General features: G+C 73.4%; 22 protein-coding genes and 1 tRNA gene. 7 read left to right on the top strand and 16 right to left on the bottom strand.

Annotation, left to right across the window (positions count from 1 at the left end):
• Positions 1 to 307: 307 nt before the first annotated feature.
• The 5 genes from Q0840_RS02505 to selD all read right to left on the bottom strand — a co-directional run bounded on the left by Q0840_RS02505 (position 308) and on the right by selD (position 7,433).
• Positions 308 to 850 (bottom strand): flavoprotein, encoded by a 543-nt coding sequence (locus tag Q0840_RS02505; RefSeq protein WP_298455857.1) that lies wholly within the window; start codon positions 848 to 850, stop codon positions 308 to 310.
• Between the two features lie 66 nt (positions 851 to 916).
• Positions 917 to 1,891 (bottom strand): NrfD/PsrC family molybdoenzyme membrane anchor subunit, encoded by a 975-nt coding sequence (gene nrfD / locus Q0840_RS02510; RefSeq protein WP_298455860.1) that lies wholly within the window; start codon positions 1,889 to 1,891, stop codon positions 917 to 919.
• Between the two features lie 170 nt (positions 1,892 to 2,061).
• Entirely contained in the window at positions 2,062 to 3,024 is a 963-nt protein-coding gene (locus Q0840_RS02515; RefSeq protein WP_298455863.1) for a 4Fe-4S dicluster domain-containing protein, read from the bottom strand.
• Positions 3,024 to 6,350 carry a formate dehydrogenase gene (gene fdh / locus Q0840_RS02520; RefSeq protein ID WP_298455866.1) on the bottom strand — a complete coding sequence of 1,109 codons (3,327 nt, stop codon included), beginning with the start codon at positions 6,348 to 6,350 and terminating at the stop codon, positions 3,024 to 3,026. Before fdh ends, Q0840_RS02515 begins: the two co-directional genes overlap by 1 nt.
• A gap of 66 nt (positions 6,351 to 6,416) precedes the next feature.
• A complete protein-coding gene (selD, locus tag Q0840_RS02525; RefSeq protein ID WP_298455869.1) occupies positions 6,417 to 7,433 on the bottom strand; it encodes a selenide, water dikinase SelD in 1,017 nt (338 codons plus the stop codon).
• 50 nt (positions 7,434 to 7,483) lie between these two features.
• On the opposite strand from selD, the gene Q0840_RS02530 reads away from it, so the two are divergent.
• The 3 genes from Q0840_RS02530 to Q0840_RS02540 all read left to right on the top strand — a co-directional run bounded on the left by Q0840_RS02530 (position 7,484) and on the right by Q0840_RS02540 (position 10,710).
• Positions 7,484 to 7,578, top strand: a tRNA-Sec gene (locus Q0840_RS02530).
• Between the two features lie 55 nt (positions 7,579 to 7,633).
• Positions 7,634 to 8,953, top strand: coding sequence for an L-seryl-tRNA(Sec) selenium transferase (gene selA, locus Q0840_RS02535; protein ID WP_367183059.1), 1,320 nt, complete (start codon positions 7,634 to 7,636; stop codon positions 8,951 to 8,953).
• Positions 8,954 to 8,958: 5 nt separating this feature from the next.
• Positions 8,959 to 10,710 (top strand): selenocysteine-specific translation elongation factor, encoded by a 1,752-nt coding sequence (locus Q0840_RS02540; RefSeq protein WP_298455876.1) that lies wholly within the window; start codon positions 8,959 to 8,961, stop codon positions 10,708 to 10,710.
• Positions 10,711 to 10,893: 183 nt separating this feature from the next.
• Here the strand turns inward: Q0840_RS02540 and Q0840_RS02545 are convergent, their stop codons facing one another.
• Positions 10,894 to 12,135 carry an EAL domain-containing protein gene (locus Q0840_RS02545; RefSeq protein WP_298456566.1) on the bottom strand — a complete coding sequence of 414 codons (1,242 nt, stop codon included), beginning with the start codon at positions 12,133 to 12,135 and terminating at the stop codon, positions 10,894 to 10,896.
• A gap of 422 nt (positions 12,136 to 12,557) precedes the next feature.
• Here Q0840_RS02545 and Q0840_RS02550 point away from each other — a divergent pair, with 422 nt between their 5' ends.
• Complete coding sequence (locus tag Q0840_RS02550) at positions 12,558 to 13,640, top strand: response regulator transcription factor (protein WP_298455878.1); 1,083 nt, start codon at positions 12,558 to 12,560, stop codon at positions 13,638 to 13,640.
• Between the two features lie 106 nt (positions 13,641 to 13,746).
• Here Q0840_RS02550 and Q0840_RS02555 read toward each other — a convergent pair whose 3' ends face one another.
• The 6 genes from Q0840_RS02555 to Q0840_RS02580 all read right to left on the bottom strand — a co-directional run bounded on the left by Q0840_RS02555 (position 13,747) and on the right by Q0840_RS02580 (position 19,029).
• The gene (locus tag Q0840_RS02555) at positions 13,747 to 14,781 is read right to left on the bottom strand and encodes a potassium channel family protein (protein WP_298455881.1); all 1,035 of its coding nucleotides are present in this window, start codon (positions 14,779 to 14,781) and stop codon (positions 13,747 to 13,749) included.
• Positions 14,782 to 14,827: 46 nt separating this feature from the next.
• Positions 14,828 to 15,502 (bottom strand): DUF1345 domain-containing protein, encoded by a 675-nt coding sequence (locus Q0840_RS02560; RefSeq protein WP_298455887.1) that lies wholly within the window; start codon positions 15,500 to 15,502, stop codon positions 14,828 to 14,830.
• Positions 15,503 to 15,637: 135 nt separating this feature from the next.
• Positions 15,638 to 16,813 (bottom strand): zinc-dependent alcohol dehydrogenase, encoded by a 1,176-nt coding sequence (locus tag Q0840_RS02565; RefSeq protein ID WP_298455890.1) that lies wholly within the window; start codon positions 16,811 to 16,813, stop codon positions 15,638 to 15,640.
• Positions 16,810 to 17,304, bottom strand: coding sequence for a hypothetical protein (locus Q0840_RS02570; protein ID WP_298455893.1), 495 nt, complete (start codon positions 17,302 to 17,304; stop codon positions 16,810 to 16,812). Before Q0840_RS02570 ends, Q0840_RS02565 begins: the two co-directional genes overlap by 4 nt.
• Positions 17,301 to 17,876 carry a type 1 glutamine amidotransferase domain-containing protein gene (locus Q0840_RS02575; protein ID WP_298455898.1) on the bottom strand — a complete coding sequence of 192 codons (576 nt, stop codon included), beginning with the start codon at positions 17,874 to 17,876 and terminating at the stop codon, positions 17,301 to 17,303. Before Q0840_RS02575 ends, Q0840_RS02570 begins: the two co-directional genes overlap by 4 nt.
• 1 nt (position 17,877) lies before the next feature.
• Positions 17,878 to 19,029 (bottom strand): glutathione-independent formaldehyde dehydrogenase, encoded by a 1,152-nt coding sequence (locus tag Q0840_RS02580; RefSeq protein WP_298455901.1) that lies wholly within the window; start codon positions 19,027 to 19,029, stop codon positions 17,878 to 17,880.
• A 254-nt stretch (positions 19,030 to 19,283) separates the two neighbouring features.
• Between Q0840_RS02580 and Q0840_RS02585 the strand changes: the two genes are divergently transcribed.
• From Q0840_RS02585 to Q0840_RS02595, 3 genes are all read left to right on the top strand, one after another.
• Positions 19,284 to 19,823 carry an SRPBCC family protein gene (locus tag Q0840_RS02585; protein WP_298455904.1) on the top strand — a complete coding sequence of 180 codons (540 nt, stop codon included), beginning with the start codon at positions 19,284 to 19,286 and terminating at the stop codon, positions 19,821 to 19,823.
• Entirely contained in the window at positions 19,820 to 20,995 is a 1,176-nt protein-coding gene (locus Q0840_RS02590) for a zinc-dependent alcohol dehydrogenase (protein ID WP_298455907.1), read from the top strand. The genes Q0840_RS02585 and Q0840_RS02590 overlap by 4 nt, the downstream gene beginning before the upstream one ends.
• 583 nt (positions 20,996 to 21,578) lie before the next feature.
• Positions 21,579 to 22,118 (top strand): helix-turn-helix transcriptional regulator, encoded by a 540-nt coding sequence (locus Q0840_RS02595; RefSeq protein WP_298455910.1) that lies wholly within the window; start codon positions 21,579 to 21,581, stop codon positions 22,116 to 22,118.
• Between the two features lie 110 nt (positions 22,119 to 22,228).
• On the opposite strand, the gene Q0840_RS02600 is transcribed toward Q0840_RS02595, so the two are convergent.
• The 4 genes from Q0840_RS02600 to Q0840_RS02615 are packed head-to-tail and all read right to left on the bottom strand — an operon-like array spanning position 22,229 to position 26,596.
• Positions 22,229 to 23,875, bottom strand: a complete 1,647-nt coding sequence (locus Q0840_RS02600) for a GMC family oxidoreductase (protein ID WP_298455913.1) — start codon at positions 23,873 to 23,875, stop codon at positions 22,229 to 22,231.
• 5 nt (positions 23,876 to 23,880) lie between these two features.
• Positions 23,881 to 24,528, bottom strand: a complete 648-nt coding sequence (locus Q0840_RS02605; RefSeq protein WP_298455916.1) for a gluconate 2-dehydrogenase subunit 3 family protein — start codon at positions 24,526 to 24,528, stop codon at positions 23,881 to 23,883.
• Complete coding sequence (locus Q0840_RS02610) at positions 24,525 to 25,610, bottom strand: Gfo/Idh/MocA family protein (protein ID WP_298455919.1); 1,086 nt, start codon at positions 25,608 to 25,610, stop codon at positions 24,525 to 24,527. Before Q0840_RS02610 ends, Q0840_RS02605 begins: the two co-directional genes overlap by 4 nt.
• A complete protein-coding gene (locus Q0840_RS02615) occupies positions 25,607 to 26,596 on the bottom strand; it encodes an ABC transporter permease (protein WP_298455922.1) in 990 nt (329 codons plus the stop codon). The genes Q0840_RS02610 and Q0840_RS02615 overlap by 4 nt, the downstream gene beginning before the upstream one ends.
• Positions 26,597 to 26,598 lie beyond the last annotated feature (2 nt).

The raw sequence follows: 26,598 nt of genomic DNA on the forward strand, positions 1-26,598 counted from the left end.
CTCGATCCTCTGCTCGCCCCGCCGGCCGTGCACCGGCAGGACGGACGTCCCGCTCCTCGAGCGGTCGCCCCCGTGGCCACACCAGCCGGTCCCGGGTCACCGCCGGCACCGACGCCGGCGACACACCTCGTCCGCTCCCCTGGCACGGACGTCGATCGCCCCCTCGCGGTCCGCACGGACCGGGGCGCGCATCCTCGAGCGCCCGACGACGACACCGCTGAGTGTGACGTTAAACTTATTGTTAACGCTCACACGTGCCCACCGCAAGAGGGGCGGGCCCCTGGGTGCGGCGCGAGGACCCGGCCGTTCAGGTCAGGTGCCGTCCGACCGCGCGGAGGATCGCCGCCCACGGCAGCTCACGGGTGCCGGGCGCGCGCGGCTCGGCCAGCGGCCAGACGTCGTCACCGACCAGGAGCTCCACGCCCGCCGACGCCAGGGTCGCCAGGTGCCCGGGCCAGGCCGGGTGGCGGGCGTGCGCGGCGTTGATGCACGGGAACAGGACCAGGGGGGCGGCCGTGCCGATCGCCTCGGTCAGCACGGTGAGGGCCTGGTTGTCCCCGAGGCCCAGGGCCAGCTTCGCGGTCGAGCCGGCGGTCATCGGTGCGGCGACGTAGACGTCGATCGGCGGGTGCGGGCTCGGTGCGCTCGGCAGCCGCGGCCGGTCGCGCACCGGCAGACCGGTCGCCTCCTGCAGCAGCCGGCGCTCGCCGACGTCGGTCAGCCACGCGCCCGCCGTCGGCGTCAGGGTGACGGCGACGGTGTGCCCGTCCCGCAGCAGCGGCTCGACCAGGCCGGTGCGCACGGACTGCACCCCGCCGGCGCCGGCCGCGACGACGGCGACGGTGCTCATCGGCTGCTCATCGGCTGCTCATCGGCTGCTCATCGGCTGCTCATCGGCTGGTCATCCGGTCACCGGTCAGGTCGCCGGGTGCGACGTGCGTGGCGCGGCCGGCCCGGACCGGACGGGCATCCCGGCCGCCAGCCGCTCCCGCTGCGGGACGACGGTGTACCGCGGATCCTTGGCGGACTCCTGCCCGGCCTCGAAGATGCCGAAGCGGGTGCACACCGACCCGGCGAGCAGGGCCGTCCCCGACACGACGGCGACCGCGCGGCTGCGCCCCGCGAGCAGGGAGCCCGCTGCTCCGGCGACGGTCAGCGCCTTGGCCGCCCGCATCCACCGACCTGCCGTGCCCCGGTGCAGCGGCTCGGCGGTGATCCCCATCGAGCGCTCCATCCGGTGCTCCATGACGAGCTCGAGGGCCGCCCCGCCCACCGCGAACCGGCGGGCCGGGCCGGTCTCGCCGACCGGCGAGGTGACCAGGCCCAGCCCCGCCGAGGCCGCCGCTGCGGAGCCGACGAACACGAAGGGCAGCTCCCGGTAGGCGGCGTGCCACGACGGGGTCGCCGTGTCGGCGAGCAGCACGGCGGTGTACGCCGCCACGGGCGGGGCGAACAGGGCCGCGAGCAGGCCTGCCGGGCGGTCCACGACGGCGGCCAGCCGCAGCGGCCCGACGCGCCAGCGCGCCGGCAGCATGGCGACGACCTCGGTGGCGGCGACCGCCCCGGCGAACGGTCCGTACAGCGTCAGGATCCAGGTGCCGACCGACATCGGCGACGTCACCTTCGCCACCCGCAGCATGTTCAGGAACCGGCTGGGCTTCCCGAGGTCGTGCACCAGGGCGACCATGGACACTGACAGCGCGGCGACGGCCCCCAGCCGTCCGGACCGGCGCAGCGTCGGGCGACCGGTCAGGTCGGCACCGGCGGCGATCAGCGAGGACCCCGCCGCGACGCCGCCGGCGAACAGGTACGTCGGGATGTCGGCCTCCCACGGCGACGGCTTGACGATCGGCCGCCCGTAGTAGGAGGTGAACGTCGCCTCGGGGACCATCGGTCGATCCCCGCCCCCGCCGCGGCCGCCACGACGCCGCCTCGATCGGCCGCCCGCCGAGCCCGGCGTGGCGGCCCGGTCCGGCCGCGCGTCCTGGACGCCGTCGCGGCCCACCGATCCGCCGTCGTGGGTCGCGGCGTCGTCGGTCGCGCCGTCGTCGGTCGCGGCGCTCACCGGCGCCGGCCCAGGAAGGACAGGGCGGCACCGGCCAGCAGCGTCAGGGCCGCGACCCCGGCCCGGTTGAACATGTGCGGCAGGTCCTTGGTCGTCACGACCGGGTCCGGCGGAAGGCCGTAGACCTCCGGCTCGTCCAGCAGGAGGAAGAACGCCCCGGCCCCGCCGACGCCGTCCTCGGGGTCGTGGCCGTAGAGCCGGGCGTCGGTGGTCCCCGCCTCGTGCAGCTGCGCGAGCCGGGCGTCGGCCCGCTCGCGCAGCTCGTCGACGTCGCCGAACTGGATGGACTGCGTCGGGCACGCCTGCGCGCACGCCGGGGTGCTGCCGGCGCCGAGGCGGTCGTAGCACAGCGTGCACTTCTGGGCGATGCCGACGTTCTTGGCGCCCTCGGGCCCCTTGCGGCGCTCGATCACGCCGTAGGGGCAGGCAGGCACGCAGTAGCCGCAGCCGTTGCAGATGTCGTCCTGCACGACGACGGTGCCGAACTCGGTGCGGAACAGCGAGCCGGTCGGGCACACGTCCAGGCAGGCGGCGTGCGTGCAGTGCTTGCACACGTCGGAGGACATCAGCCAGCGGAAGTCGGGCCGACCGGCGTCGTCGTCCTGCCCCGCGTGCGCGGCCGACGCCCCGTCGGGCGGCGCCATCCCGGGCATCCCCAGGTCCACGGCCTGTCGCCTCAGCCCGGACTCCTGCTCGCCCAGGGGCTTGGCCTGCTCGATGAACGCGACGTGGCGCCACTGGTTCGCGTTCAGCGAGAGGCTGTTGTCGTAGGACGAGCCGAGCATGTCGAAGTGCGTGGCCGGCACGTCGTTCCACTCCTTGCACGCCACCTCGCACGCCTTGCAGCCGATGCAGATGCTGGTGTCGGTGAAGAACCCCATCCGCGGGGGGTGGTCCTCGCCGTAGCCGGCATCGGCCGCCGGGTCCACCGGGCCGAAAAGGCTGTGCTTGCCTGCCATCAGGTGCCTCCTGCGGGGTCGGGCGTCTCGTCGCCGTCGTCGGGTGCCTGGGCCCCGGGACCGACGGTCACGATGGGCCGGGCATGGTCGTCGTGCACGCCGGAGCGGCGCTGGTAGCCCTCGACGAAGGCGAGGAGGTCACGGCCCGTCGGGCGACGCCCGGGCAGCACGTCGCAGGTGCCGGCCTTGCTCTCCTGGATCAGGACGTTCGGGTCCAGCGAGATCCCGAACAGGTCGTTGGCGGAGTCGCCGGTGACCATGCCGCCCGTCCCCCAGTGGTACGGCAGCCACACCTGGTGGATGACCCGGCCCTCGACGCGCAGCGGGGAGAGGCGGTCGGTCACCAGCACCCGGCCCTCGACCGCTGCGCGGGCCGTGACCACGTGGCACCAGCCACCGTTCTGCAGCCCGCGCTCGGCGGCGAGCTCCGGGGAGACCTCGACGAACATCTCCGGCTGCAGCTCGGCCAGTCGCCCGACGTAGCGGCTCATCCCGCCGGCGGTGTGGTGCTCGGTCAGCCGGCTGGTGGTGAAGACGTACGGGAAGACCTCGGCGTGCGGCTCCGGCGGGCTCGGGTTCAGGCGGTTCGCCGGCCGCGAGTACTCCTTGCGCGTGGGGTTGGCCTGCTGACCGTGGATCGGGTTGCGGAACGGCGACTCCACCGGCTCGTAGTGGGTCGGCAGCGGACCGTCGATGAGGCCCTTCGGGACGAACAGGGAGCCCTTCCCGTCGCCCTGCATGATGAACGGGTCCACCCCCTCGATGGCCTCGACGCCGTCGCTGCCCGCCGGCGCCCGGTACGACGGCGGCTTGGTGACCTCGAAGTCGGGGACGTCGTGCCCGGTCCACTCCCCCGCCGCGCCGCGCGAGGCGTCCCACCAGACGTAGGCCTTGCGCTCGCTCCAGGGCCGCCCCTGCGGGTCCGCGGAGGCGCGGTTGTACAGGGTCCGCCGGTTCGCCGGCCAGGCCCATCCCCACTCGGGCGCCACGTAGCTCTGCTCGGAGCCGGGCGTGCGCCGCGCCGCCTGGTTCACCCCGTCCGCGAAGACGCCGGTGTAGATCCAGCACCCGCCGAGCGTGGAGCCGTCCGCCTTCATCTCCGTGAACGAGGACAGCGGCCGGCGGGTCGCGACGTCGTACCCGTTGATCTCCATCAGCACGGCCTCGGCGTCGGGGTCGTCCGTGTCGCCGAGCATCGGGTAGTCCCAGGCGAGGTCGAGAAGCGGCCGGTCACGCTCGGCGGTGGAGCCCGCCAGGCGCTCCCGGATCAGCCGGCCCAGGTGGTAGAAGAACCACAGCTCCGAGCGGCAGTCGCCCGGGGGCTCGACGGCCTTCTCCCGCCACTGCAGCATGCGCTGGGTCTGGGTGAAGGTGCCCTCCTTCTCCACGTGCGACGCCGCGGGCATGAGGAACACCTCGGTGCGGCACTCCTGGGGCACGATCTCGCCGGTCTCGACCTCGGGCGAGTTCTTCCAGAACGTCGCGCTCTCGATCTCGAACAGGTCCCGCACCACCAGGAAGTCCAGGTTGGCCATCCCCAGCCGCTGCGCCTTGCCGTGCGCGGAGCCGACGGCCGGGTTCTGCCCGAGCAGGAAGTAGCCCTTGACCTTGCCGTCGATCATGTCGAGGACGGTGCGGTAGGTGCCGTGGTCGCCGGTGATCCTCGGCAGGTAGTCGAAGCAGAAGTCGTTCTCGGCGGTGGCGGCGTCGCCCCAGTAGGCCTTGAGCAGGTTCACGCCGTAGGCGCGCGCATTCGCCCAGTACCCCTTGGACCCGGGGTGGCTGATCCCGTCGAGCCAGTCGTCGAGGCTGTCGTCCACACCGGCGGTCGGCATCGGCAGGTAGCCCGGGAGCAGGTTGAACAGGGTCGGGATGTCCGTGGAGCCCTGGATGCTGGCGTGCCCGCGCAGCGCCATGATCCCGCCGCCGGGACGGCCCATGTTGCCCAGCAGCAGCTGGAGGATCGCGCCGGTGCGGATGTACTGCACCCCGACGCTGTGCTGGGTCCAGCCCACGCTGTAGACGAGCGCCGTCGTCCGGTCGCGACCGGAGTTCTCCGTGAAGGCGCGCGCCACCTCGAGGAAGGCCTCGGTCGACACGCCGCAGGTCTGCGACACCAGCTCGGGGGTGTACCGCGCGAAGTGCCGCTTGAGGATCTGGTAGACGCACCGCGGGTGCTGCAGGGTCTCGTCGCGCGGCGGGTCGCTCTCCACGCCGATGCCGTGCGTCTCGTGCTGCAGGGCGCTGGCCGTCTCGCGCTGGACGACGTGGTCCTGGTCGTCGCCGTCCTGCGCCGAGTCCCGGCCGGCGTACTGCCAGCTGGCGGGGTCGTAGGTGCGCGTCGCCGGGTCGAACCCCGAGAACAGCCCGTCGAGGTCCTCGGTGTCCTGGTAGTCGTCGCTGACGATCACCGCGGCGTTGGTGTAGGCCACGACGTACTCGCGGAAGTCCAACCCGTTCTGCAGCACGTAGTTGATGACGCCACCGAGGAACGCGATGTCCGTGCCGACGCGCAGCGGCACGAACGTGTCGGCCAGCGCGCTGGTGCGGGTGAACCGGGGGTCGACGTGGATCACCGTCGCACCCCGCGCCTTGGCCTCCATCACCCACTGGAACCCCACCGGGTGGGCCTCGGCCATGTTGGAGCCCTGGATGACGATGCAGTCCGCGTTGGCCAGGTCCTGGAGGAACCCGGTGGCGCCGCCGCGCCCGAACGAGGCCCCCAGACCGGGGACCGTGGCGGAGTGTCAAATACGCGCCTGGTTCTCGATCTGGATGGCGCCCATCGCGGTGAACAGCTTCTTGATGAGGTAGTTCTCCTCGTTGTCGAGGGTCGCCCCACCGAGGCTCGCGATGCCCAGCGTCCGCCGGACCGTCTTGTCGTCGTCGAGCTCCTGCCAGGTGTCGTCGCGCGCCTTGACCACCCGGTCGGCGATCATCTCCATCGCGACGTCGAGCTCGAGGTCCTCCCACTCGGTGCCGAAGGGCGCGCGGTAGCGCACCGTGGTCTGCCGCAGCGGGCTGGTGACGAGGTTCTTGCTCGCGGACCCCTTGGGGCACAGCCGCCCGCGCGAGACCGGGCTGTCGGGGTCACCCTCGATCTGGACGACCTGCTCGTCCTTGACGTACACGAGCTGGCCGCAGCCCACGGCGCAGTAGGGGCAGACGCTGCGGGCGACGCGGTCGGCGGTCTCGGTGCGGGCGGTCAGGCCGTCGGTGTGCGCGGACCGGGCCGCGGGACCCCGGCCGAGCGGGTCGGCACCGGTGACCTGGCGCACCACGGGCCACGACAGGAACGTCCTGCTCAGCCCGTCACCGATGCCCATGCCACGCCTCCTCGCGCGTCGCCCACCCGTACCCGACGGGTGGATCCCCGGATCCTCGCAGACCTGTCACCTGATCACGAGCGGGAACTCGCCGGCGGGCACCAGCTCGCCGATGACGGGATGCCCGGGCAGCTCCCCGGCGACCAGCAGCCCGCCGGAGGTCTGGGCGTCGGCGAGCATCAGCAGCTCGTCGTCGTCCACCCGGGCATCCAGGTGCGGGCGCACCCAGTCGAGGTTCCGCCTGCTCCCGCCGGGCACGAAGCCCTGCGTGAGGGACTCGCGCGCCTCGGGCAGGTAGGGCACCGCCGCGGCGTCGACGACCGCGGTGACCCCGCTGGCGCGCGCCATCTTGTACAGGTGACCGAGCAGGCCGAAGCCGGTGACGTCCGTGGCCGCCCGGATCCCCGCGGCCACGGCGGCCCGGGAGGCGTCGCGGTTGAGGGCGACCATGGTCGCAATCGCCTGCTCGAAGCGCTGCCCGGTCGCCTTGTGCCGGTTGTTGAGGATGCCCAGGCCGAGGGGCTTGGTCAGGGTCAGCGCGGCACCGGGGGTCGCGCCGTCGTTGCGCAGCAGCGAATCGGCTGCGGCGAGCCCGGTGACGGCCAGGCCGTACTTCGGCTCCGGGTCGTCGATGCTGTGCCCGCCGGCCAGGTGCGTGCCGGCCTCCCGGCAGATGTCGGCGCCGCCCCGCAGGACCTCGGCGGCGAGCTCGAACGGGATCCTGCTGCGCGGCCACCCCAGCAGGTTGATCGCGAGCAGCGGCTCGCCGCCCATCGCGTACACGTCGGAGAGAGCGTTGGCGGCGGCGATCCGCCCCCAGTCGTACGCGTCGTCGACCACCGGGGTGAAGAAGTCAGCGGTGGCGATCACCGCACGCCCGCCCGGACCGTCGTCGATCCGCACCGCGGCGCCGTCGTCGCCGTGCTCCAGACCCACCAGCAGGTCGCCGACCCCGGTCCCGGCGGCGCGCCCCCCGGGCAGGCCGGCCAGCACCCGCTCGAGCTCACCGGGCGGCACCTTGCAGGCGCACCCCCCACCGGCGGCGTACTGGGTGAGACGGACGTCGGTGAGCCCGGTGGTCATCGCGTCGGGCCGGTCGGTGCGTCAGGGTGCATCTGCCTAGGATGACCCGCGGAGGCGTTCCTCGTCTGGTGACGGGCGCGGTCTTCAACACCGTAGTGACCGAGCATCTCGGTCAGGCGGGTTCGATTCCCGTCCGCCTCCGCCACATGACGGGGTGTCCCTGGGCCCGCTCCGGCCCGAGTCGGCGCGGAGAGGTGAACGTGACGGACCCGCGCAGTGCGACGCCCCGGACAGACACCGTGCTGCGCGACCCGAGGCTGCAGGACGCGGCCCGACGTCTGGGCACCGACCTCGTCAAGCGGGTCGTGGCAGCGACGCTCGAGCGGTGCCGCGCCGGCGAGGTCGCGCCCGACGACGTCGTCGCGCAGGTCGTGGCCGGTCTGCCGGCGCACGCCACCGCCCTGCGCCGGGTCGTCAACGCCACCGGGATCGTCATCCACACGAACCTCGGGCGGGCGCCGCTGTCCGCGTCGGCCGCCGAGGCGCTGGGCGTGGCCGCCGGCACGACCGACGTCGAGCTCGACCTGGCGACCGGGCGGCGCGGCCGGCGCGGACGCTCGGCGCTGGCGGCGCTGGCCGCCGCCGTGCCCGACGCCGGCGGGGTCCACGTCGTCAACAACGGCGCCGCGGCCCTCGCCCTGGTCACGTGCGCGCTCGCGTCCGGCCGCGAGATCGTCATCGCGCGCGGTGAGCTGGTGGAGATCGGCGACGGGTTCCGGATCCCGGAGCTGCTGGAGTCGCTGGGCGCCCGACTGCGCGAGGTGGGGACGACGAACCGGGTCCGCCTGGCCGACTACGCCGCCGCGGTGGGCGAGCGGACGGCGTTCGTCCTGAAGGTGCACCCGTCCAACTTCGTCGTGTCCGGGTTCACCTCCTCCGTCGGGATCGCCGAGCTCGCCTCGCTGCCGGTGCCCGTGGTCGCGGACATCGGCTCCGGCCTGCTCGCCCCCCACCCCCGGCTCCCCGACGAGCCGAGCGCTGCGTCCGCCCTGCGCGCCGGCGCCGACCTGGTCACGGCGTCCGGGGACAAGCTGCTCGGCGGCCCGCAGTGCGGGCTCATGCTCGGTCGCGCCGACCTGGTCGAGGCCCTGCGCCGGCACCCGTTCGCCCGGGCGCTGCGGGTGGACAAGCTGACGCTGGCCGCGCTCGAGGCCACCCTCACCGGGCCGCCGCCGCCGGTCGTCACCGCGCTCGCCGCGAGCCCCGACGCGCTGCTCGCCCGGGCCGGGAGCATCGCGGCGCAGCTCGCGGACGTCGTCGACGCCCGCGCGGTGACGTCCGTCGCGGCGGTCGGCGGCGGGGGCGCGCCGCAGGTGCCCCTGCCGAGCGCCGCCGTGTCGGTGCCCGCCCACCTGGCCGAGCCCCTGCGGCGGGACGCCGTTCAGCCGGTGATGGGCCGGGTCGAGCGCGGCCGCCTGCTGCTGGACCTGATCGCCGTGCCCGCCGAGGACGACGGGCTGCTGGTCGACGCCGTCCGGCGTGTGGTGGTGCAGCCGGTCCGCCCGGACGGCGAGGCGTAGGCGTCGTGCACGTCGTCGCGACCGCGGGGCACGTCGACCACGGCAAGTCGTCCCTGGTGCGCGCCCTGACCGGGACCGATCCGGACCGCCTGGAGGAGGAGCGGCGGCGCGGCCTGTCGATCCAGCTCGGCTACGCCTGGACGTCCCTGCCCGGTGCCGGTGATCTCGCCTTCGTCGACGTGCCCGGTCACGAGCGGTTCATCACCACCATGCTGGCCGGCGTCGGACCGGTGCCGGCTGTGCTGTTCGTGGTCGCGGCCGACGACCCGTGGATGCCGCAGGCCGCCGAGCACCTGGCCGCCCTCGACGCCCTGCGGGTCGAGCACGCCGTCGTGGCGGTCACGCGCAGCGACCTCACCGACCCCGGCCCGGCCGCCGCCCGGGCGGCGGCCGAGCTGGCCGGCACGTCGCTGCGGGGCGCCCCCGTCGTGCCGGTGAGCAGCCGCACCGGCGACGGGCTGCCCGCACTGCGCAGCCGGCTGGTCGAGCTGGTCACCGCGGTCCCGGCGGCCGATCCGCACGCCGGCGTGCGGCTGTGGGTCGACCGCCGCTTCACGGTCAGCGGCGCGGGCACGGTCGTCACCGGGACGCTGCCGGCCGGGACCGTCGCCGTGGGTGACCGGCTCAGCACCGGGACGGGGACGGTCCGGGTCCGGGGCGTCCAGACGCTGGGCCGGACGGTCGAGTCGGTGTCCGGGGTCGCCCGGGTGGCGCTCAACGTCTCCGGCGACGTCACCGATCTCGACCGCACCAGCAACCTGACCACGCCCGGTGCGCACCGCTGGACCCAGGTCGTGGACGTCCGGCTCACCGGCGGGTCGGACGGGGTGCCGCTGCGGCCGATGCTGCACGTCGGCGCCATGTCGCTCCCGACGCGGTGCCGGCCCCTGGCCCGGGACCTGGTGCGCCTGACCCTGCAGCGTCCGCTGCCCCTGCACGTGGGTGACCGGGCGCTGCTGCGCGACCCCGGCAGCCGGCAGGTGTGGGGCGTGCAGGTCCTGGACCCGCTGCCGCCGCCGCTGCGCCGGCGCGGGGCGGCCCTCGAGCGGGCCCGCGTGCTCGAGACCGTGACCGGCCCCGACGTCCTCTCGGAGGTGCGGCGGCGCGCGGTGGTGGACCTGGACACCCTGCGCCAGATCGGGGTCCCCGACCTCCCGGCGCCGGCGTCCCTCGTCCGGGCCGGACGCTGGGTGATGAGCGCGGACCGGGCGGAGCAGGCCGCCCACCAGGTGCGCGAGGCCCTCACCGAGCACGACCGCGCGCACCCGCTGGACCGCGGTCTGCCGCTCACGGTGCTCGCCGACCGGGTCGGCCTGCCGTCGCCCGACCTCGTCGCCGCCGTGGTCCGCGCGCCGCTGCGGGTCGAGGGCGGCCGGGTGACGGCCGTCGACGGACTCCCGGCGGGGCTCGAGCGCGCGCTGGCGACGCTGGCCGGCGACCTCGCCGAGCACCCGTTCCAGGCACCCACCGCCGACCGGCTCGGTGACCTGGGGCTCGACGCGGCGGGGGTCGCCGCGGCGGCGAGGGCCGGACGGCTGCTCCGGCTGGCGCCGGGCATCGTGCTGATGCCCGACGCCGACCGGCGTGCGGTGGACGAGCTCGCGCAGCTCCCGCAGCCGTTCACCGCCAGCGAGGCGCGGTCGCGCCTGGCGACCAGCCGCCGCGTCGTGCTGCCCCTGCTGGAGCACCTGGACCGCGCCCGGCTCACCCGGCGGCTGCCGGACGACCGACGGATGGTCGTGCCGCCGCCGACGTAGCGGGCGAGCGCCCGCTGTCCCGATGGCAGGGGCCGGCGGCGGGCTTCGGCCGGAGGCTCGTTCCCATGCCGTCGGTTCGCGGTCGCCGCCAGGGACAGGGGTGCCGTCGCACACCGTGTCCGATCCTGCGAGGGCACCGAGCTGCGGACACACCGTCGCCTGGGCGGGCACCGGCGCGGCTGCTCAGCGGGTCGCCTCGGTGTGGGCTCGCGCCGGCCTGGGCATGGCCACGGTCGGCAGCGGGGCCCCGGCGCGTGACCGCTGGTTCGCGAGTCGGACCAGCGTCGGGTGAGGAATCGCGGCGGGCAGCGGACCGGGTCGTCCGACGACGTACCCCTGGACGGCGTCGGCACCCATGGCGGCCCAGGCCTGCAGATCCGCCATCTCCTCGATGCCCTCGACCACGAGCCTGGCCCCGGACCGGCGGGCGAAGTCGAGGATCGACTGCCCCATCGCCATCAGCGTGCGGTTCGTCGCGACACCCTGGGCCAGGCTTGCGTCCAGCTTGATGACGTCCGGGCACAGCTGGACGATGTGACGCACGCTGGACACACCGGCACCGGCGTCGTCCACTGCCAGCAGGACGCCGAGGCGGCGCAGGTCGCCGATGCTCTCCAGGAGCGCCGCGTAGTCGTCCACCGCGTCGTGCTCGGTGAGCTCGATCGTCAGCGGCCGGTCCGTGTGCTTCTGGACCAGGTCACGCAGCGCCGGGTGGATCAGCGTGGTCGGTGACGCGTTGACCGACAGCGGGACACCCTCGAGGCTTCCGCTCGCCTCCAGGGCGGACTCGATGGCCGCGACCTCCAGCTCGACCCGCAAGCCGGCGCACCGGGCGGCGGCGAACCAGGCGTCGGGTGGGCGTCGGGGCACCGTGTCGAAGCGCGTCAGGGCTTCCACCGCCACCAGGCGGCCGTCGTTGAACGAGTAGATCGGCTGGAACACGGGGTGGAACTCCCGCCGCTCGAGCACGCCCGCGACCAGGGGCACCAGGGCGATCTCGGCCGCACGTGACCCGGTCGGGAAGAGCACGCTGCTCATCGCCCCGGTGACCTCCTGGCCGATGCGCCGCTCGCGCGAGGCCAGCGCCGCGCTGACGACGAGGCCCACGCACAGGAACATGGCACCGCGCAGGCTCCACCCCGCGACACTCTGGGCAGCGCCGGTGGCCGAGTCGATCGGCATGAGGGGTCCGCACAGGATCGCCGCGGCGACGGCGGTCGGCACAGCACCGCGGGCACCGAGCATCATCGCGCTCAGCATGATCGGCAGATAGAACAGATGGGGCAGAGCGGTCCTGGTGCCCGCGACCGAGACCACCGCCCAGACGATGGCCAGCATCGTGGCCAGGACGACGACCGCCGCGGCGGGCGAGAGCCGGGCTGCAGCGTGGGACCGCCGATCCACGACCGCCGCCAGGCCCTGCATCACCGCCGTCACCGGAGCGGCGCGGGCAGCGAATGCACGGTGGTCGGGGACATGCCTGGCCATTCGAGCCCTCCGGACGATCTCATCGCGAGGCCCGGTCGGCCTCGTCGCTCACCATCGGCACGGAGCCCGCGAATGTGAACGCTCGCCCTCGACGGTGGCGACAGCATGAGGCCAGCCCGGTTCCCGCTCAACCCCCGTCCCACCGTCGCGCGCCCGGATGCGGGCGCCCACCTCGAACCCGTGCGCACGTCCACACAGGCCCACGGGCACGCGGCAGCCGCCTGTGAGCCACCTCACTCGTTCGAGCGGTGGACGGCCCGATGGTGCGGTATGACTGCATCGCCGTGACCTCCGGTCGGTCGAGCAGCGGCTCGGTCACGGCACAGTCGTCCCGCTGCCGCTGACTGCCGGGGGGCACCATGCGCTCGTACGGAGCCGACGAGCTCCTGCTGGCCGAGACCGCGGCCGCCACGACGACCTCCGACCGCGCGCAGGCGCTGCTCGAGGTGCTGCGCCGGACGGTCCCGTTCGACGCAGCCTTCCTGGCCATCGCCGACCCCCTGGCCGAGGGGTACCGCTCGCTGGTCACCGTCGACCTGGACGCCCCGGCGGTGGAGTTCCTGTCCGGCCCGCAGATCGCCCATGACATCGAGGTGACCGGCACCGACCGCAAGCGTCCGCCGTTGGGCCCGTCGGACCTTCCATACCCCGCCGAGGAGCTCCCGACCTGGGCCGAGTGCCTGATCCCGTCCGGCATCCACGAAGGTCTCGGCCTCGCCCTGTTCGCCCCCGGCGGGCGGCACGTGGGCCACCTGGCCGTGCTGTCCGGCAGTCGCCGGCCGCCGTCGCCGGAGACCCGGCGCCGACTCGCGCGGCTCGCTCCGGTGTTCGCGCACGGGATCGATCCCATGCGTTCCCTGCTCGCCGGCGCACGCCTCGTCCGTGGCGCCACAGCCGGCGCAGTTCTTCGCGCGGGCGGCGGCTGCGAGGCACTGCCCGGCCTGCGGACGGATGGGCTGCTGGCCCCGGGCTCGCCCGTCCTGGCCGCCGCACGGGACCGGATCGGCGGCGGGCAGGTCTACTGCACCTTCGTCTGGCCGCTGGGCGGCGCCCACGCCCCCGACGGGCACGTGCGCGTGACCGTCCTGGCCGCGCCCGAGGACGCGCCGCCCGACCTGACAGCCGTGGCCCTGCTCTCACCGGCGGCCGACCTGCGCGGGCTCACCCCACGAGAGCTGGAGGTGCTGGGCCTCCTGACCGAGGGGTGCTCGAACCAGCAGATCGCCCACCGGCTGGTCGTCGCCCCGCGAACTGTGGCCGCCCATGTCGAGCACGTGCTGGTGAAGCTGGGCACACCGACCCGGACACTCGCCGCGGTCCGCGCCGAGCGGGACGGCCTCTACGTCCCCGCGCCGCCCTGCCCGCGGGCGCATCACGCCGCCCCCGATCCCGCGGCCGTGCGGCACGGGGCCGCTCGGCCGCCGGCCACGAAGCCACCCTGAGCGACGCACGCCGACCACGGACCTCCGCACGTCACGTCCTCGCGAGACGAGCGGATCGCGCCGTGGTCGAGCCGTACCCCGACGACCTGACCGGCGGCGCCGCTCCTCAGCCGTCGCCGAGCACCTGTGCAGGAGGCAGGAGGTGGTGCTCGGCGAGGTCGTCGAGGAACGCCTGGGACCGCCCGAGGAAGAGCGCGAAACGGCGAAGGTCGGTCTCGTCCACGACGGGCTCCGCGCCGTCGGCGCCGGCTGCGCGGCGCAGTCGCTCCAGTCGCCTCCGCGCGTCGTCCGGGTCGAGAGACTCGCCAAGCGGCTCCCGGGCGCGCATGAGGAAGCGGGTCGCGTAGTGAGCCATGACCCGCTCCAGCCGCAGCTGCAGCTCGTCCCCGAGGAGCCGTGCGTGAGGGGTCGACTCCGCGCTGACGCCCCAGCGCGCCGCCAGGCAGACCACCGTGGCTCCGTGCATCAACGTGTGGAGTGATGCGTCGGGGTCCTTGGCCCGGAAGTAGTACAGGAAGGGGAAGCGCTCGAAGTTCTCGTCGATGGTCAGCAGGTCGTGCTGGAGGTCCTGGAGGTACGAGGCCCCGCCCAGGACGACCAGCCGCGTGGCCCGAGCGGTGTCGCCCGCTTGCGTCGAGACCATCCGTGCGGCGCTGCGGACGTCGGTCGTCAGCGGGTAGATCGACAGGACGTAGGTGATCGCTGCGGTCATGAGACCGAATCCGGCGGCGGCCTCGGCGACGGTGGCCAACCGCATCGGGTCGGTGGCCCCGACGACGTCGCCGTACCCCACCGTCGTCAGCGACATCCCGCTCAGGTACAGCGCCTCGGCCAGCCCCCGGTCGCCGTAGGGAACCGCGCTGTCGAACGAGAAGTCACCGAGGTTGGGCAGGTAGACCAGGGCCCAGCCGAGCCACATCAGCGCCGTCCAGACGGCGAAGACCGCGACGACGGCCAGCATCCCGGCCCCAGCCAGCAGGCCGGGACGTCCGACGGCCCGGGCAAGGGCCCGCGCCGTCGTCCAGACGGCCGCACCGGTCACGAGCGTCAGCGGGCCACGACGCGTGGGGTGCAGCACGGTGAGCACGGCGTCCCCAGTCACGAGCCCCACCAGCAGCAGACCGACCACCACGGCGAGCACGACTACCTCCGGGCGTCCGCGACGGGCAGGTCTCGGCAGCCGCGGCTCACGACGACTGCCCCAGGTCGGTCACGAGGTTCACGGCCACGGCGATCACCACGGTGCCGAAGAGGTAGGACATGAGGGCGTGCCCCAGCCCGACCTTGCGGATCCGCGTGTCCACGAGCGGCGTCTCCGGCACGGCGAAGGACATGCCGACGGTGAAGGCGACGTACGCGAAGTCGCTGTAGGCGGGAGGCTGCTCCTGGTGGAAGTCGATGCCACCGTCCCCGCCCGAGTAGTACAGACGCGCGTACTTGAGGGCGAAGACCGTGTTGACCAGCGCCCACGACAGGATGACCACAAGGACGGCGAGCAGCACGGTGAGCACCCCGACGGCGTCCCTCGTCCCGGAGCGGACAAGCCCCTCCACGACGGCGGCCAGGCTCGCCACCGCCGCGCCCAGCACGACCGTGTCCGTGACTCGGGTCCGCCCCTCCTCCTCGGCGAGATGCTTGGTCCCTCCCGGGTCGCGCGGCCAGCTGATCTGCCAGACCCAGACCAGCAGGGCGCCGGCGGCGACGACCCACCCGAGGAGCACGGCGGTCCCCGGGACGCCGAGGACCGCGGCCAGGGCTCCGGCGACCAGGCCGCCACCGAGACAGATCAGCAGGCGGCGCCACGACAGGATCGTCGGCCGCGGGTCCGGATCGGCCCCCGAGCTCCCCCGTGCGTCACTCACCGTGGTGGCTCCCGCCAGGCCGACGGGCGTCCGGCCCGCCTCGGACGTCGCGCCCGGCACGGGGCCGGCGCGGGCCCGGCGCGGGCCGGCCGACCGGCTCCGCGCCGGGCCCCAGGCCCTCCGCCCTGCGGCCCCTCACGCGCCCGGCCGGAACACCGCCCGGACGCACCCGTCCTCCTTCTCCTTGAACATCCGGTAGCCCGTCGGCCCGTCGTCCAGCGGCATGACGTGGGTGGCGAGGTGCTCGGTCCGCACCTCGTCCCGGCTCATGCGCTCGAGGATCTCCGGGATGAAGCGGTGCCCGTGCTGCTGGGCGCCGCGCAGGGTCAGCGCCTTGTTCATCACGGCGCCGAGCGGGAACTTGTCCACCAGGCCGGCGAACACCCCCAGGGTGAACACGGTCCCGCCCTTGCGGCACGCGTAGATCGCCTCGCGCACCGCCGGGGTCCGGTCGGTCTGCAGCCGCATCTGCTGCTTGACCTGGTCGTACAGGTACTGCGGACCCGGGCTGTGCGCCTCCATGCCCACGGCCTCGATGCAGACGTCCGGTCCGCGGCCACCGGTCATCTCCCGCAGCTCCGCCGGGACGTCGACCTGCTCGTAGTCGAGCGTGTCGGCGCCGATGTGCGTGCGGACCTGCTCGAGCCGGTTGTCGAACCGGTCGATCACGACGACCCGCTCGGCCCCCATGAGCATCGCGGCGCGGGCCGCCATCTGTCCCACTCCCCCGGCACCCCACACCGCGACGACGTCACCGGGCCGCACCTCCGCCCCGTGCGCGCCGGTCCAGCCGGTGGGTGCCGCGTCGGAGGCGAACAGGGCCCGCTCGTCGGAGACGCCGTCGGGGATCGCGAACGCCCCCTGGTCGGCATAGGGCACCCGGATGTACGGGGCGTGGCTGCCCGCCCACCCGCCGAGTGCGTGGGAGTACCCGTAGCAGCCGCCGATGGCCTGTCCCCACAGCGCCTCGGTGATCCCCGGGTTGGGGTTGCCGTTGTCGCACAGCGACCACAGCCCCTGCCGGCAGTACCAGCACTGCCCGCAGCTGGTGAAGGACACCACGACCACCCGGTCACCCACGCGGTGCTTGGTGACGCCACGGCCGACCTCGGCGACCGTTCCCATGAACTCGTGCCCGAGCACGTCGCCCGCGCGCATGGCCGGGATGTAGCCGCCCATGAGGTGCAGGTCCGAGCCGCACGTCGCCGTGAGGGTGACCTCGAGGATGATGTCGTGCTCGTTGTGGATCGTGGGCTCCGGGACGTCCTCGACGCCGATCTCGTTGACGCCCCGCCAGGTCACCGCCTTCATCGCACACCTGCCTTGGGTGCCACCTTGGTCCAGGCTTCCAGCAGCGCACCGCCGGGCGTCGCCGTCCGCCTGCCGTGCGGCACCGGGTCCACCGCCAGCACCTCCCCGACCTCGATCAGCTGCTTGGCCCGGCGCAGCGCGGACCGCAGGTCGGCCTGCGGATCCTGGCCGCTGAGGCGACCGACGACGGTGCCCGTCGACGGCTGGTCGCGCAGCCGGGCGGCCAGCTCGGTGCCCTTGCCACCGGGGGCCGGGCGGACCCGGGTCTCGATCCGGTCGCCGAACGCCGCCAGGGGCTCGGGGAGCCGGGCGCTGTCGACCTCGGACGGCTCGACGAACAGGGTCACCGCGAGCCACCCGGACGCCGACGTGCCCGTGCCTGCCGGCCCGCCACCGGACGGATCGACGGCCGACCGCGCCAGGCGGACGGCTCCCACGGCTCCGATGGCGACGACGGCCCCGACGGCGACCTTCCCGGCCGCGGCGCTCATGCCGTGCCTCCCGTGCCAGGGGACTGCGGCGCCCGGGCGAACTCCTGCACGATGCGCTCGCAGAAGGCGGGGAGGTCGTCCGGTGACCGGCTCGTGGTGATGTTGCCGTCGGTGACGACCTCCTCGTCCACCACCTCGGCGCCGGCGTTGCGCAGGTCGGTGCGCACGCTCGGCCAGGAGGTCAGGCGCCGTCCGCGTGCGACGTCGGCCTCGACGAAGTTCCACGGGCCGTGGCAGATCGAGGCGACCGGCTTGCCCGACCGGACGAAGTCCCGGACGAACTGCACCGCGGCGGGCTCCATCCGCAGCTTGTCCGGGTTCACCGTCCCGCCCGGCAGGAGGAGCGCGTCGTAGTCGTCGAGTGACGCGCCGCTGACCAGCTCGTCCACGCCGAACACGCCCGCGTCCTCCAGGTCGTTGTTGCGGGCCTGGATCTCCCCGGGGCTGATGGAGAGGACGACCGTGCGCGCACCGGCGTCGTCCAGCGCCTTGCGCGGCTCTTCCAGCTCGACCCGCTCCACCCCGTCGGCCGCCAGGATGGCGACCCTGCGTCCCTCCAGCGTCCCGGCCATGTCAGGCCCCCTGCCCGGGGTGCAGGACGACCTTGGTCCAGCCGTCGTCCCGCTTGTCGAAGTGCTCGTAGGCCTCCGGTGCCCGGTCGAGCGGCAGCTCGTGGCTGACGATGAACGACGGCTCCGCCTTGCCTCCCGCGATGAGGTCGCGCAGCTGCCGGTTGTACTTCTTGACCGGCGCCTGGCCGCTACCGATGTGCTGGCCCTTGAACCAGAACATGCCGAAGTCGAAGGCGAGCTTTCCCTGCTTGGCGAGCTCGTCGTTCGCCCCGGGGTCCTGCGGCACGAAGACGCCGACCGTGCCGATCTTCCCGGTGAAGCGCACCGAGGCGACGAGGCGGTTCATCGTCAGGTTCGCCTGCTCCTGGCCGTCGGGCTCGTGCGCCTGGTAGCCGACGCACTCGCAGCCGTTGTCGGCGCCCAGCCCCATCGTCTGGTCGAGAACCGCTTGCACCGGGTCGACCGTGGAGTCGTCGATCGCGATCGCCCCGATCGACTCGGCCAGCCGGAGCCGGTCGGGCTGCCGGTCGACGACCATCACCTTGCCGGCGCCGCGGATCGTCGCCGAGAGCGCGGCCATCAGACCCACCGGTCCCGCACCGAAGATGACCGTCTGGTCGCCGGGCTTCACGCCCGCCATCTCGGTGGCGTGGTACCCGGTGGGGAAGATGTCGGAGAGCATCACGTAGTCGGTCTGGCGCTGCTCGGCGTCCTCCCCGAGCCGCAGGCAGTTGAAGTCACCCCACGGCACGCGCAGCAGCTCCGCCTGTCCACCCGCGTACGGACCCATGTCGGCGAACCCGTACGCGGCGCCGGCCATGCTGGGCTCGGGCTGTGCGGTCAGGCAGTAGTTCGTCAGCTGACGCTCGCAGTTCTTGCAGTGGCCGCAGGCGATGTTGAACGGCAGGACGACCCAGTCGCCCACCTGGACCTTGTCGACGCCGTCGCCGACCTCGATCACCTGCCCGAGGTTCTCGTGCCCGAACGAGCGGCCCGTCTCGAAGTCGGTCCGCCCCTCGTACATGTGCAGGTCCGAGCCGCAGATGTTCGCGGAGGTGATCCGCACCAGGACGTCGGTCGGCCGCTCGATCCGGGCGTCCGGGACGTCCTTGACGCTGACCTGCCGCGGTCCCTCGTAGACGACTGCCTTCATGATGCCTCCTCGTCGTGGCGACCCCACCGGTCGGGGCACGGGTTGGGGCAGCCATTGGACTCCCGTGCGGGTCCGGTCCGGTATCGGCAGACATGCCCATTCCGTCTCCGATGTCTGCGGCGGCTGGGTGCCCCGTCGTGTCGGGCCCCGCTGCCCATCGCGTTCCCGCGATATCGGTCGAACGACCCATGGCAGTCGACATGCCGGTGGGCCTTGTCTTGGTCTGACCCGACTCCCCCACACAGGAGCAGCCCATGGAACTGACCGCCACGACCACCGTGACGCGGCCGGTCGAGGACGTGTACGCCTTCTGGCGCGACCTGGAACGGTTGGCCACCTTCATGGCCCACCTCGACGACGTCCGCACCACCGGGCCGCGGACCAGCCACTGGAAGGCGAGCGCGCCCTTCGACACGACAGTCGAGTGGGACGCCGAGATCGTGGACGAGGTCACCGCGGAACGGATCGCGTGGCGATCCGTCGAGGGTGCCGACATCGACAACGCCGGGGAGGTGATCTTCGCGCCGGCGCCCGGCGGCCGCGGCACCGAGGTGCGCGTGACGCTGCGCTACGACGCGCCTGCCGGGCCGCTGGGCAAGGCGGTGGCGAAGTACTTCGGCGAGGAGCCGTCCCAGCAGCTCGACGACGACCTGCGCCGGTTCAAGCAGGTGATGGAGACGGGCGAGGTGGTCCGCTCCGACGGCGCCCCGTGGGGCAAGCGGGCACGCAAGGAGTTCCCGCAGCGTCCGGCACAGCCGCTGACCGAGGACGAGTGGAGGGAGATCCAGGCGTGAAGGCGAACTGCTGGGTGAAGCCGAACAAGGTCGAGGTCCGGGACGTCCCGGACCCGCGCATCTTGAACAGCAGGGACGCGATCGTGCGGATCACCTCGACGGCGATCTGCGGGTCGGACCTGCACCTCCTGGACGGCTACGTGCCGACCATGCAGGAGGGCGACGTCATGGGGCACGAGTTCATGGGCGAGGTCGTCGAGGTCGGGCCCGGGGTGGACGCCTCGCGGCTACGGGTCGGGGACCGCGTCGTCGTCCCCTTCCCCATCGCCTGCGGGGCGTGCGCCGCCTGCCGAGCCGAGCTGTACTCGTGCTGCGAGAACACCAACCCCAACGCGGGCATCGCGGAGAAGATGTTCGGGCACCCGACCGCGGGCATCTTCGGGTACTCCCACCTCACCGGCGGGTTCGCCGGTGGGCAGGCGCAGTACGCCCGCGTCCCCTTCGCGGACGTCAACCCGCTGCGGATCGAGTCCGACCTCAGCGACGAGCAGGTCCTCTTCCTGTCAGACATCCTCCCGACCGGCTACATGGGCGCCGAGATGTGCGACATCCAGCCCGGGGACGTCGTCGCCGTCTGGGGGGCGGGGCCCGTGGGACAGTTCGCGATGGACAGCGCCCGGGTGCTCGGCGCGGCCCAGGTCGTGGCTATCGACAAGGAGCCCTACCGCTTGTCGATGGCCGCCGACCAGGGGTATGCCACCATCGACTTCGACCAGGTCGACGTCCGGTCCGCGCTGCTCGAGCTGACCGGCGGCCGGGGACCGGACAAATGCATCGACGCCGTCGGCATGGAGGCGACGCACGGCGCCGCCCACATCCACCTGTACGACCGGCTCAAGCAGGCGACGCGCTCCGAGAGCGACCGGCCGCACGCCCTGCGTCAGGCGATCATGGCCTGCCGCAGCGGCGGCGTCGTCTCGGTCATCGGCGTCTACGGCGGTCTGGTCGACAAGTTCCCGGCCGGGGCCTGGATGAACCGGTCGCTGACCCTCCGGACCGGGCAGTGCCACGTCCAGCGGTACATGCGCCCGCTGCTGGACCGGATCGAGCGAGGCGAGATCGACCCCACGCGGGTGATCACCCATCGGCTGCCCCTGGCCGAGGCCCCGCACGGCTACGACATCTTCAAGAACAAGGAGGACGACTGCGAGAAGATCATCCTGAAGCCGTGACCGCGGCCACGCGGGACAGCTGAGCCCGAAGACGGCCGGCCCGCTCGCCACGGCCTCGCCTGCCTCCGGCTCGGCGACACGTGTTGCCGGGCCGGAGGCATGTCGGATCGCCGTCGGCCGAGTGCGGCGCGCAGTCCTGCCGGCGCGACATCGCCGCCGCGCGCCCCCGTCACGACGCGGGTAGGCTCGGTCGTCGACGACATGGCGCCCACCGGGCGGCCACGAACGGACCGCACGGTGGTCCGCGGGACCTGCAGCGGTCTTCGTCCGCGCTGAGCATCTGCCTCCGTGACGGGAGGCTCACGAGGCGCCCCGTGGCCGGGAACCTCTCCCCCTCGCCGCCGCGCGATCACTCGATGACCGAGGCGGCCGACGGACGCCCGCGCCAGGCGTCCGCCGCAGCGGGGCGACCGTGCGGGAACACGTACCGAGGGTTTCTCCGGGCCCCGATAGCCGCGCCCGGGGATGCCCCAGGCGGCGCGATGAGGCCCCCGTCCCTCGGCCGGCTGCAGCGCCGCTCGTCGCTCCGCGGGCGAAGACGTCCCCCCACGCCGGCGCCGTGGCTCCAGAACCGGTTCGCCCGATGCACTCCCTGCTCATCACCGCACGCCTGGTCCACGGGGCGACTGCCGGGACAGTGCTCCTCCTGGACGGCCTCACCCGACGACTGCCGGGCCTGGCCGACGACCCGCTGCTCGGGGTCGGCTCTCCAGTTCTGGCCGTGGCTCGCGAGCGGATCGCGGACGGGCAGGTCTACCTGGCCTTCGTGTGGCCGTTGGGTGGCCGGCATGCCCCCGACGGGCACACGCGCGTCACGGTGCTCGCCGCACCCGACGACGTGCCGGCGCTCGTGGTGGGTGCGGTGGTGCTGTCGTCCGGGCCTGACCTGCACGGTCTGACGCCCCGGGAGCTGGAGGTGCTCGGGCTCCTGGTCGACGGGTCCTCGAACCAGGAGATCGCCCGTGCACTGGTGGTGGCCCCACGCACGGTCGCGGCGCACATCGAGCACCTGCTGGCCAAGCTGGCGGTCTCCACGCGGACGCTCGCGGCCGTGCATGCCTACCGGGAGGGCCTGTACGTGCCCGCGGCTGCCGGGGCGGGTCATGCAGGCCACGTCCCCTGAGCCGCCGGTGCTCGCCGTACGGGACCCGCACCCGGGAGTCATCGAGCTGCGCGCGTGCCCGGGCGTCGCGGTCCTCACCGCCTCGCCCGGGCACGCCTCGGCGTCGGCCGTCAGCTCCGGCTGCCCGCGTCGCGGCCGTCCGCGATGCGCTCGGCCACCCGCCAGGCGTTGGCCATGATCGTGAGCGTGGGGTTGGCCCCGGTGCCGGTCGGGAACGGGCCGCCGTCGACGACGAAGAGGTTCTCCACGGTGTGCGCCCGGCAGTCCCGGTCGAGGACCGACGTGCCCGGGTCGTCGCCCATGCGGGTGGTCCCGTGCTGGTGCGAGCAGTTCCCGGTGATGCGCTCGGGGTAGACCTTCTGCACGCTCGTCGCGCCGGCGGCCTCGAGGATCTCCGCGCTGCGGTCGATGAGGAACCGGCCCATCGCGAGGTCGTTCTCGTGCGGGGTGAGGGTGATGCGCGCGACCGGGAGGCCCCAGTCGTCGACGACCGTGTCGTCCAGGTCGACCCGGTTGTCGTGCTGCGGCAGGTCGTGGACGACCATGGACGCGGCCATGGAGTGGTTGAACAACTCCCGGTCGACCCGCTTGGCTTCCGCTCCCCATGCCGGACGGTCCGGGAGGGACCAGTTGATGGGCAGCGGGATCCCGACGCCCGACGTCGCCAGGTGCCCGCCGCCGGCGAAGCCTCGGCTGTCGTCGTGCCCGTAGAACTCGAACGAGCTCGCGCTGACGTAGCCGCCACCGGCCCACGCGTAGATCGGGTCGTCGAATGTGCCGACCGCCGAGCTGAACTCGTGGAACGTGACGTTGCGACCCACGAGGTCGTTCTCGTTCCCCAGACCGTGCGGGTGCTGCGCCGAGGTGGACAGCAGCATGAGGCGGGCCGTCTCCACCGCCCCGCAGGCCAGGACGACGACGTCGGCCTCCTGCTCGTGCAGGCGGCCCTGGGCGTCCTCGTAGACGGCGCCCTTGGCGCGTCCGCGCGCGTCGACGGTGATCTCCCGGACGTAGCTCTCCGGGCGCAGGTCGTACCGGCCGGTGGCCACCGCGTGGGGGACGAAGACGTTGAGGGCGCTCGAGCGGGTTCCGGACGGGTCGCCGTGCTGCTGCGCGAACGCACTGAGGACCGTCGCGGGGCGACCGTCGAACGGCTGGGACAGGGCGGCCTGCGGGGTCGGGAAGGTGTTCCAGCCGAGCTTCGCGGCGCCCGCGTGGTACTTCTCGGCGTACCGCGACATCGGCATCGGCGGGCACGGGTAGCCCTTGGACCGGAACGACTCGTACCGGTTGGCCCCGGCCTTGCCGGAGACCCCGAACGCCCACTCGACAGCGGTATAGTAGGGCTCGAGCTCGGCGTAGGTGATGGGCCAGTCCGCGAGCGAGGCGCCGGCCACGTCCCCGACGATGCTGTGGAAGCGGAAGTCGTCCTCGGTGAAACGCGGCAACCAGCCCTGCCAGTGCACCGTCCCACCACCGACCATCTGCGGCACGGGGCAGAACAGCTCGGTCCTGGTCTCCTCGTCGACGCCGTCGCGCACGGTCCGCGGGTTGAGCAGCGGGTCCGGCCATAGGTCGTACCTGTTGATGCTGGCGAGCTCGTCGCCGCTGAAGCTCTCCTTGGTGCGCCAGGGGCCCTTCTCGAGGGCGACCACGCGCAACCCACGCTCGGTGAGGACCTTGGCGGCGGTGGCGCCGGAGGCGCCGGCCCCGATGATCAGGACGTCGGTGCGGTCGTGGTTGGTCGTGCGGCTCATGTCGGTCAGTCCTCCGTGCCGGGGTGCACCCGGTTCTCGGCGAAGTAGTCGATGGTCGTGTAGCGGCCCTGATGGACCTCCGCGAGGTTGGCGGGACCGGGGAACCCGATCACCTGCCAGCCGACGTGGTCCCGGTTGCCGCCGTATACCGGGTCGGAGTAGAAGCCCTGGCGGGTGTGCAGGGCGAGCAGCGGGATGAAGCCGAGGTCGACCTCTGCGCTCGTCTGCTGCAGAGCCGTCTCGACCGGGGCGCCGTACAGGGTGACCTGGCTGCGGGCCAGGTCGGCCTCCTGCTCACGCCCCTCGGGGCGCTCGACCTCGCGCAGGACGTCGTCCTGCGCGTCGGGGTCGAGGTCGACGAAGTCGGCCCCGCGCTTGCGGGCCGCGGCGTCCAGTGCCTGGATGCCGGCGACGTACCGCTCCCGGACGAGCTCGATGCGGCGCGTCCAGGCGTCGCGCCGGCGCCCGGAGAGGGTCTCGAAGCCGCTGCCGTCCGGGGTCGCGTAGACGTACCGGGGACCGGACAGGTAGCGGTCGAGGAAGTCGATCGTCCCGGCCTCCGCCGCGCCGGGCGTGTCGTCGGTGGGGATCATCCGGGCCATCGCCGCGGCGACGGTCGCCCGCTGGTGCGGATCGAAGAACGTGTCGGTCATACGGGTACCTCCACCCAGGTCCGGGTGCGCGACGAGCGCACCACCGCGTCAGTGATCCGAGCGGCGCGGGCGCCGTCGGCGAAGGTCGGCAGGCCGGGCACGTCCTCGCCGCGGACCCGGCGCGAGACGTCGGCCACGAAGGCGTCGAAGCTGTCCTGGTAGCCCTGCGGGTGCCCCGCCGGAAGGACGGCGTAGGGGGCGGCGGCCGGTTCCAGTGCGGCGGGGTCCCGCAGGACGGTGCGGTTCACGTCCGTGCCGCCCACCCACAGCTCCTCGGGGCGCTCCTGGTCGAAGGCCAGGGAGGCGAGCGTCCCGTCGAAGGAGAACGCGAGGCGGTTCTTGCGTCCCGGCGAGGCCTGGGAGACGACGAGCGAGCCGGTCGCTCCGCGGTCCGTCTCGAAGAGCACCGAGGCGCCGTCCTCGGTCGTCACCGCACGACCGGCGCGCTCCGGGTGCACCACGGCGGTCCGTGCGGTCAGAGCCGTGATGCGGTGCCCGGTGACGAACTCCATGAGGTCGCACCAGTGGATGCCCACGTCACCGAACGCCCGCGACGCCCCGCCGCGCGCCGCGTCCACCCGCCAGTTCGTGCCCGAGGCTGCGGCCAGCCAGTCCTGCAGATACGAGCCGTGCAGCAGCCACAGTGTCCCCACGTCGCCGCGGGCCACCATGGCCCGGGCGTGCCGGACGGTGGCGTAGAAGCGGTAGACGAACGGGACGGCGGCGACGACGTCCGCCTCGGCGGCGAGCCGTTCGAGCTCGGCCGCGTCGGCGGGGTCGGTCGCGAGCGGCTTCTCGCACACGACGTGCTTGCCGGCCGCCAGCGCCAGGCGCACCAGCGACGCGTGCGTGTCGTTCGGTGTGCAGACGTGGACGACGTCGACGTCGTCCGAGGCCACGAGCTCGGCCGCGTCGGCGGACGCGGCCTCGGCGCCGAGCCGTGCCGCGGCGGACTGCCCCCGCTCCGGGGTGCTGCCGGCCACGAGGGTGACCACTCCTGCGCCCCGGCGGACCGCGCGGGCATGGACGTCGGCCATGAACCCCGTGCCGACGATGCCGTGGCGCAGCGGCTTGCCGTTCACTTCCGCCTCGCCAGGGCCACCGCGAGGATGATGATGACGCCCCGGACGACCTGCTGCTGGCTGGTGTCCAGCCCGGCGAGCACGAGCCCGTTGTTGATCAGGCCGATCAGCAGGGCGCCCACGAGGGTCCCCACGACGGAGCCGGCGCCGCCGAAGAGGCTGGTGCCGCCGAGGATGACCGCCGCGATGGCGGACAGCTCGTCGCCGCTGCCCCACTGGAAGCGTCCGGACTCGAGCCGGCCGGCGTAGAGCATGCCGGCCAGGGCGGCCAGCACGGAGGAGATCACCAGGACCTGGAACTTGATCCGCCGGGTGTTGATCCCGGTGAACTCGGCGGCCATCCGGTTGCCGCCGGTCGCCAGGACCTTCCGTCCGAAGCGCGTCTTGGCCAGGCCGACGGCGCCGATGACCACGACGATCGCCATCCACCCCAGCAACCCGGGCACAGGCCCGAAGTTGCCACCGCCGAAGACGAGGTTGTAGGTGGGGTCGAGGATCGGCTGCGGGGCGGACTGGGTGATCCACTGGGCGATCCCGACGGCGATGCCCAGCATGCCGAGGGTGACCAGGAAGGACGGGATGTTGAGCAGGCTGACCAGTGCGCCGTTGATCGACCCCACGACGACGCCCACCAGCAGCCCGGCGACGATGCCGGCCACGAGGCCGTAGTCGGAGATCGCCATCGCGGTGACCACGCTGGCCAACCCTGCGGTGGACCCGACGGACAGGTCGATCTCCGCGCACGCGATCACGTAGGTCACGCCCACGGCGATGATCGCGATGATCGCCGACTGCCGCACGATGTTGAGCAGGTTGTTGGCGGTCAGGAAGCCGTCGTCGCCGAGAGTCACCGCGAAGGCGACGAAGACGAGGGCGAAGCCGATGTAGATGATGTAGCGGCGCCAGTCGAACCCCTGGAGGAACGAGCCGGGGCTCGCCGCGACGGTGCCGCGGCCGGTGGCGGGCGTGGACGTGGTGGTGGGCATGG

The sequence above is a fragment of the uncultured Cellulomonas sp. genome (assembly GCF_947494015.1).
In the GTDB taxonomy this organism is placed as follows: Bacteria; Actinomycetota; Actinomycetes; order Actinomycetales; family Cellulomonadaceae; genus Pengzhenrongella.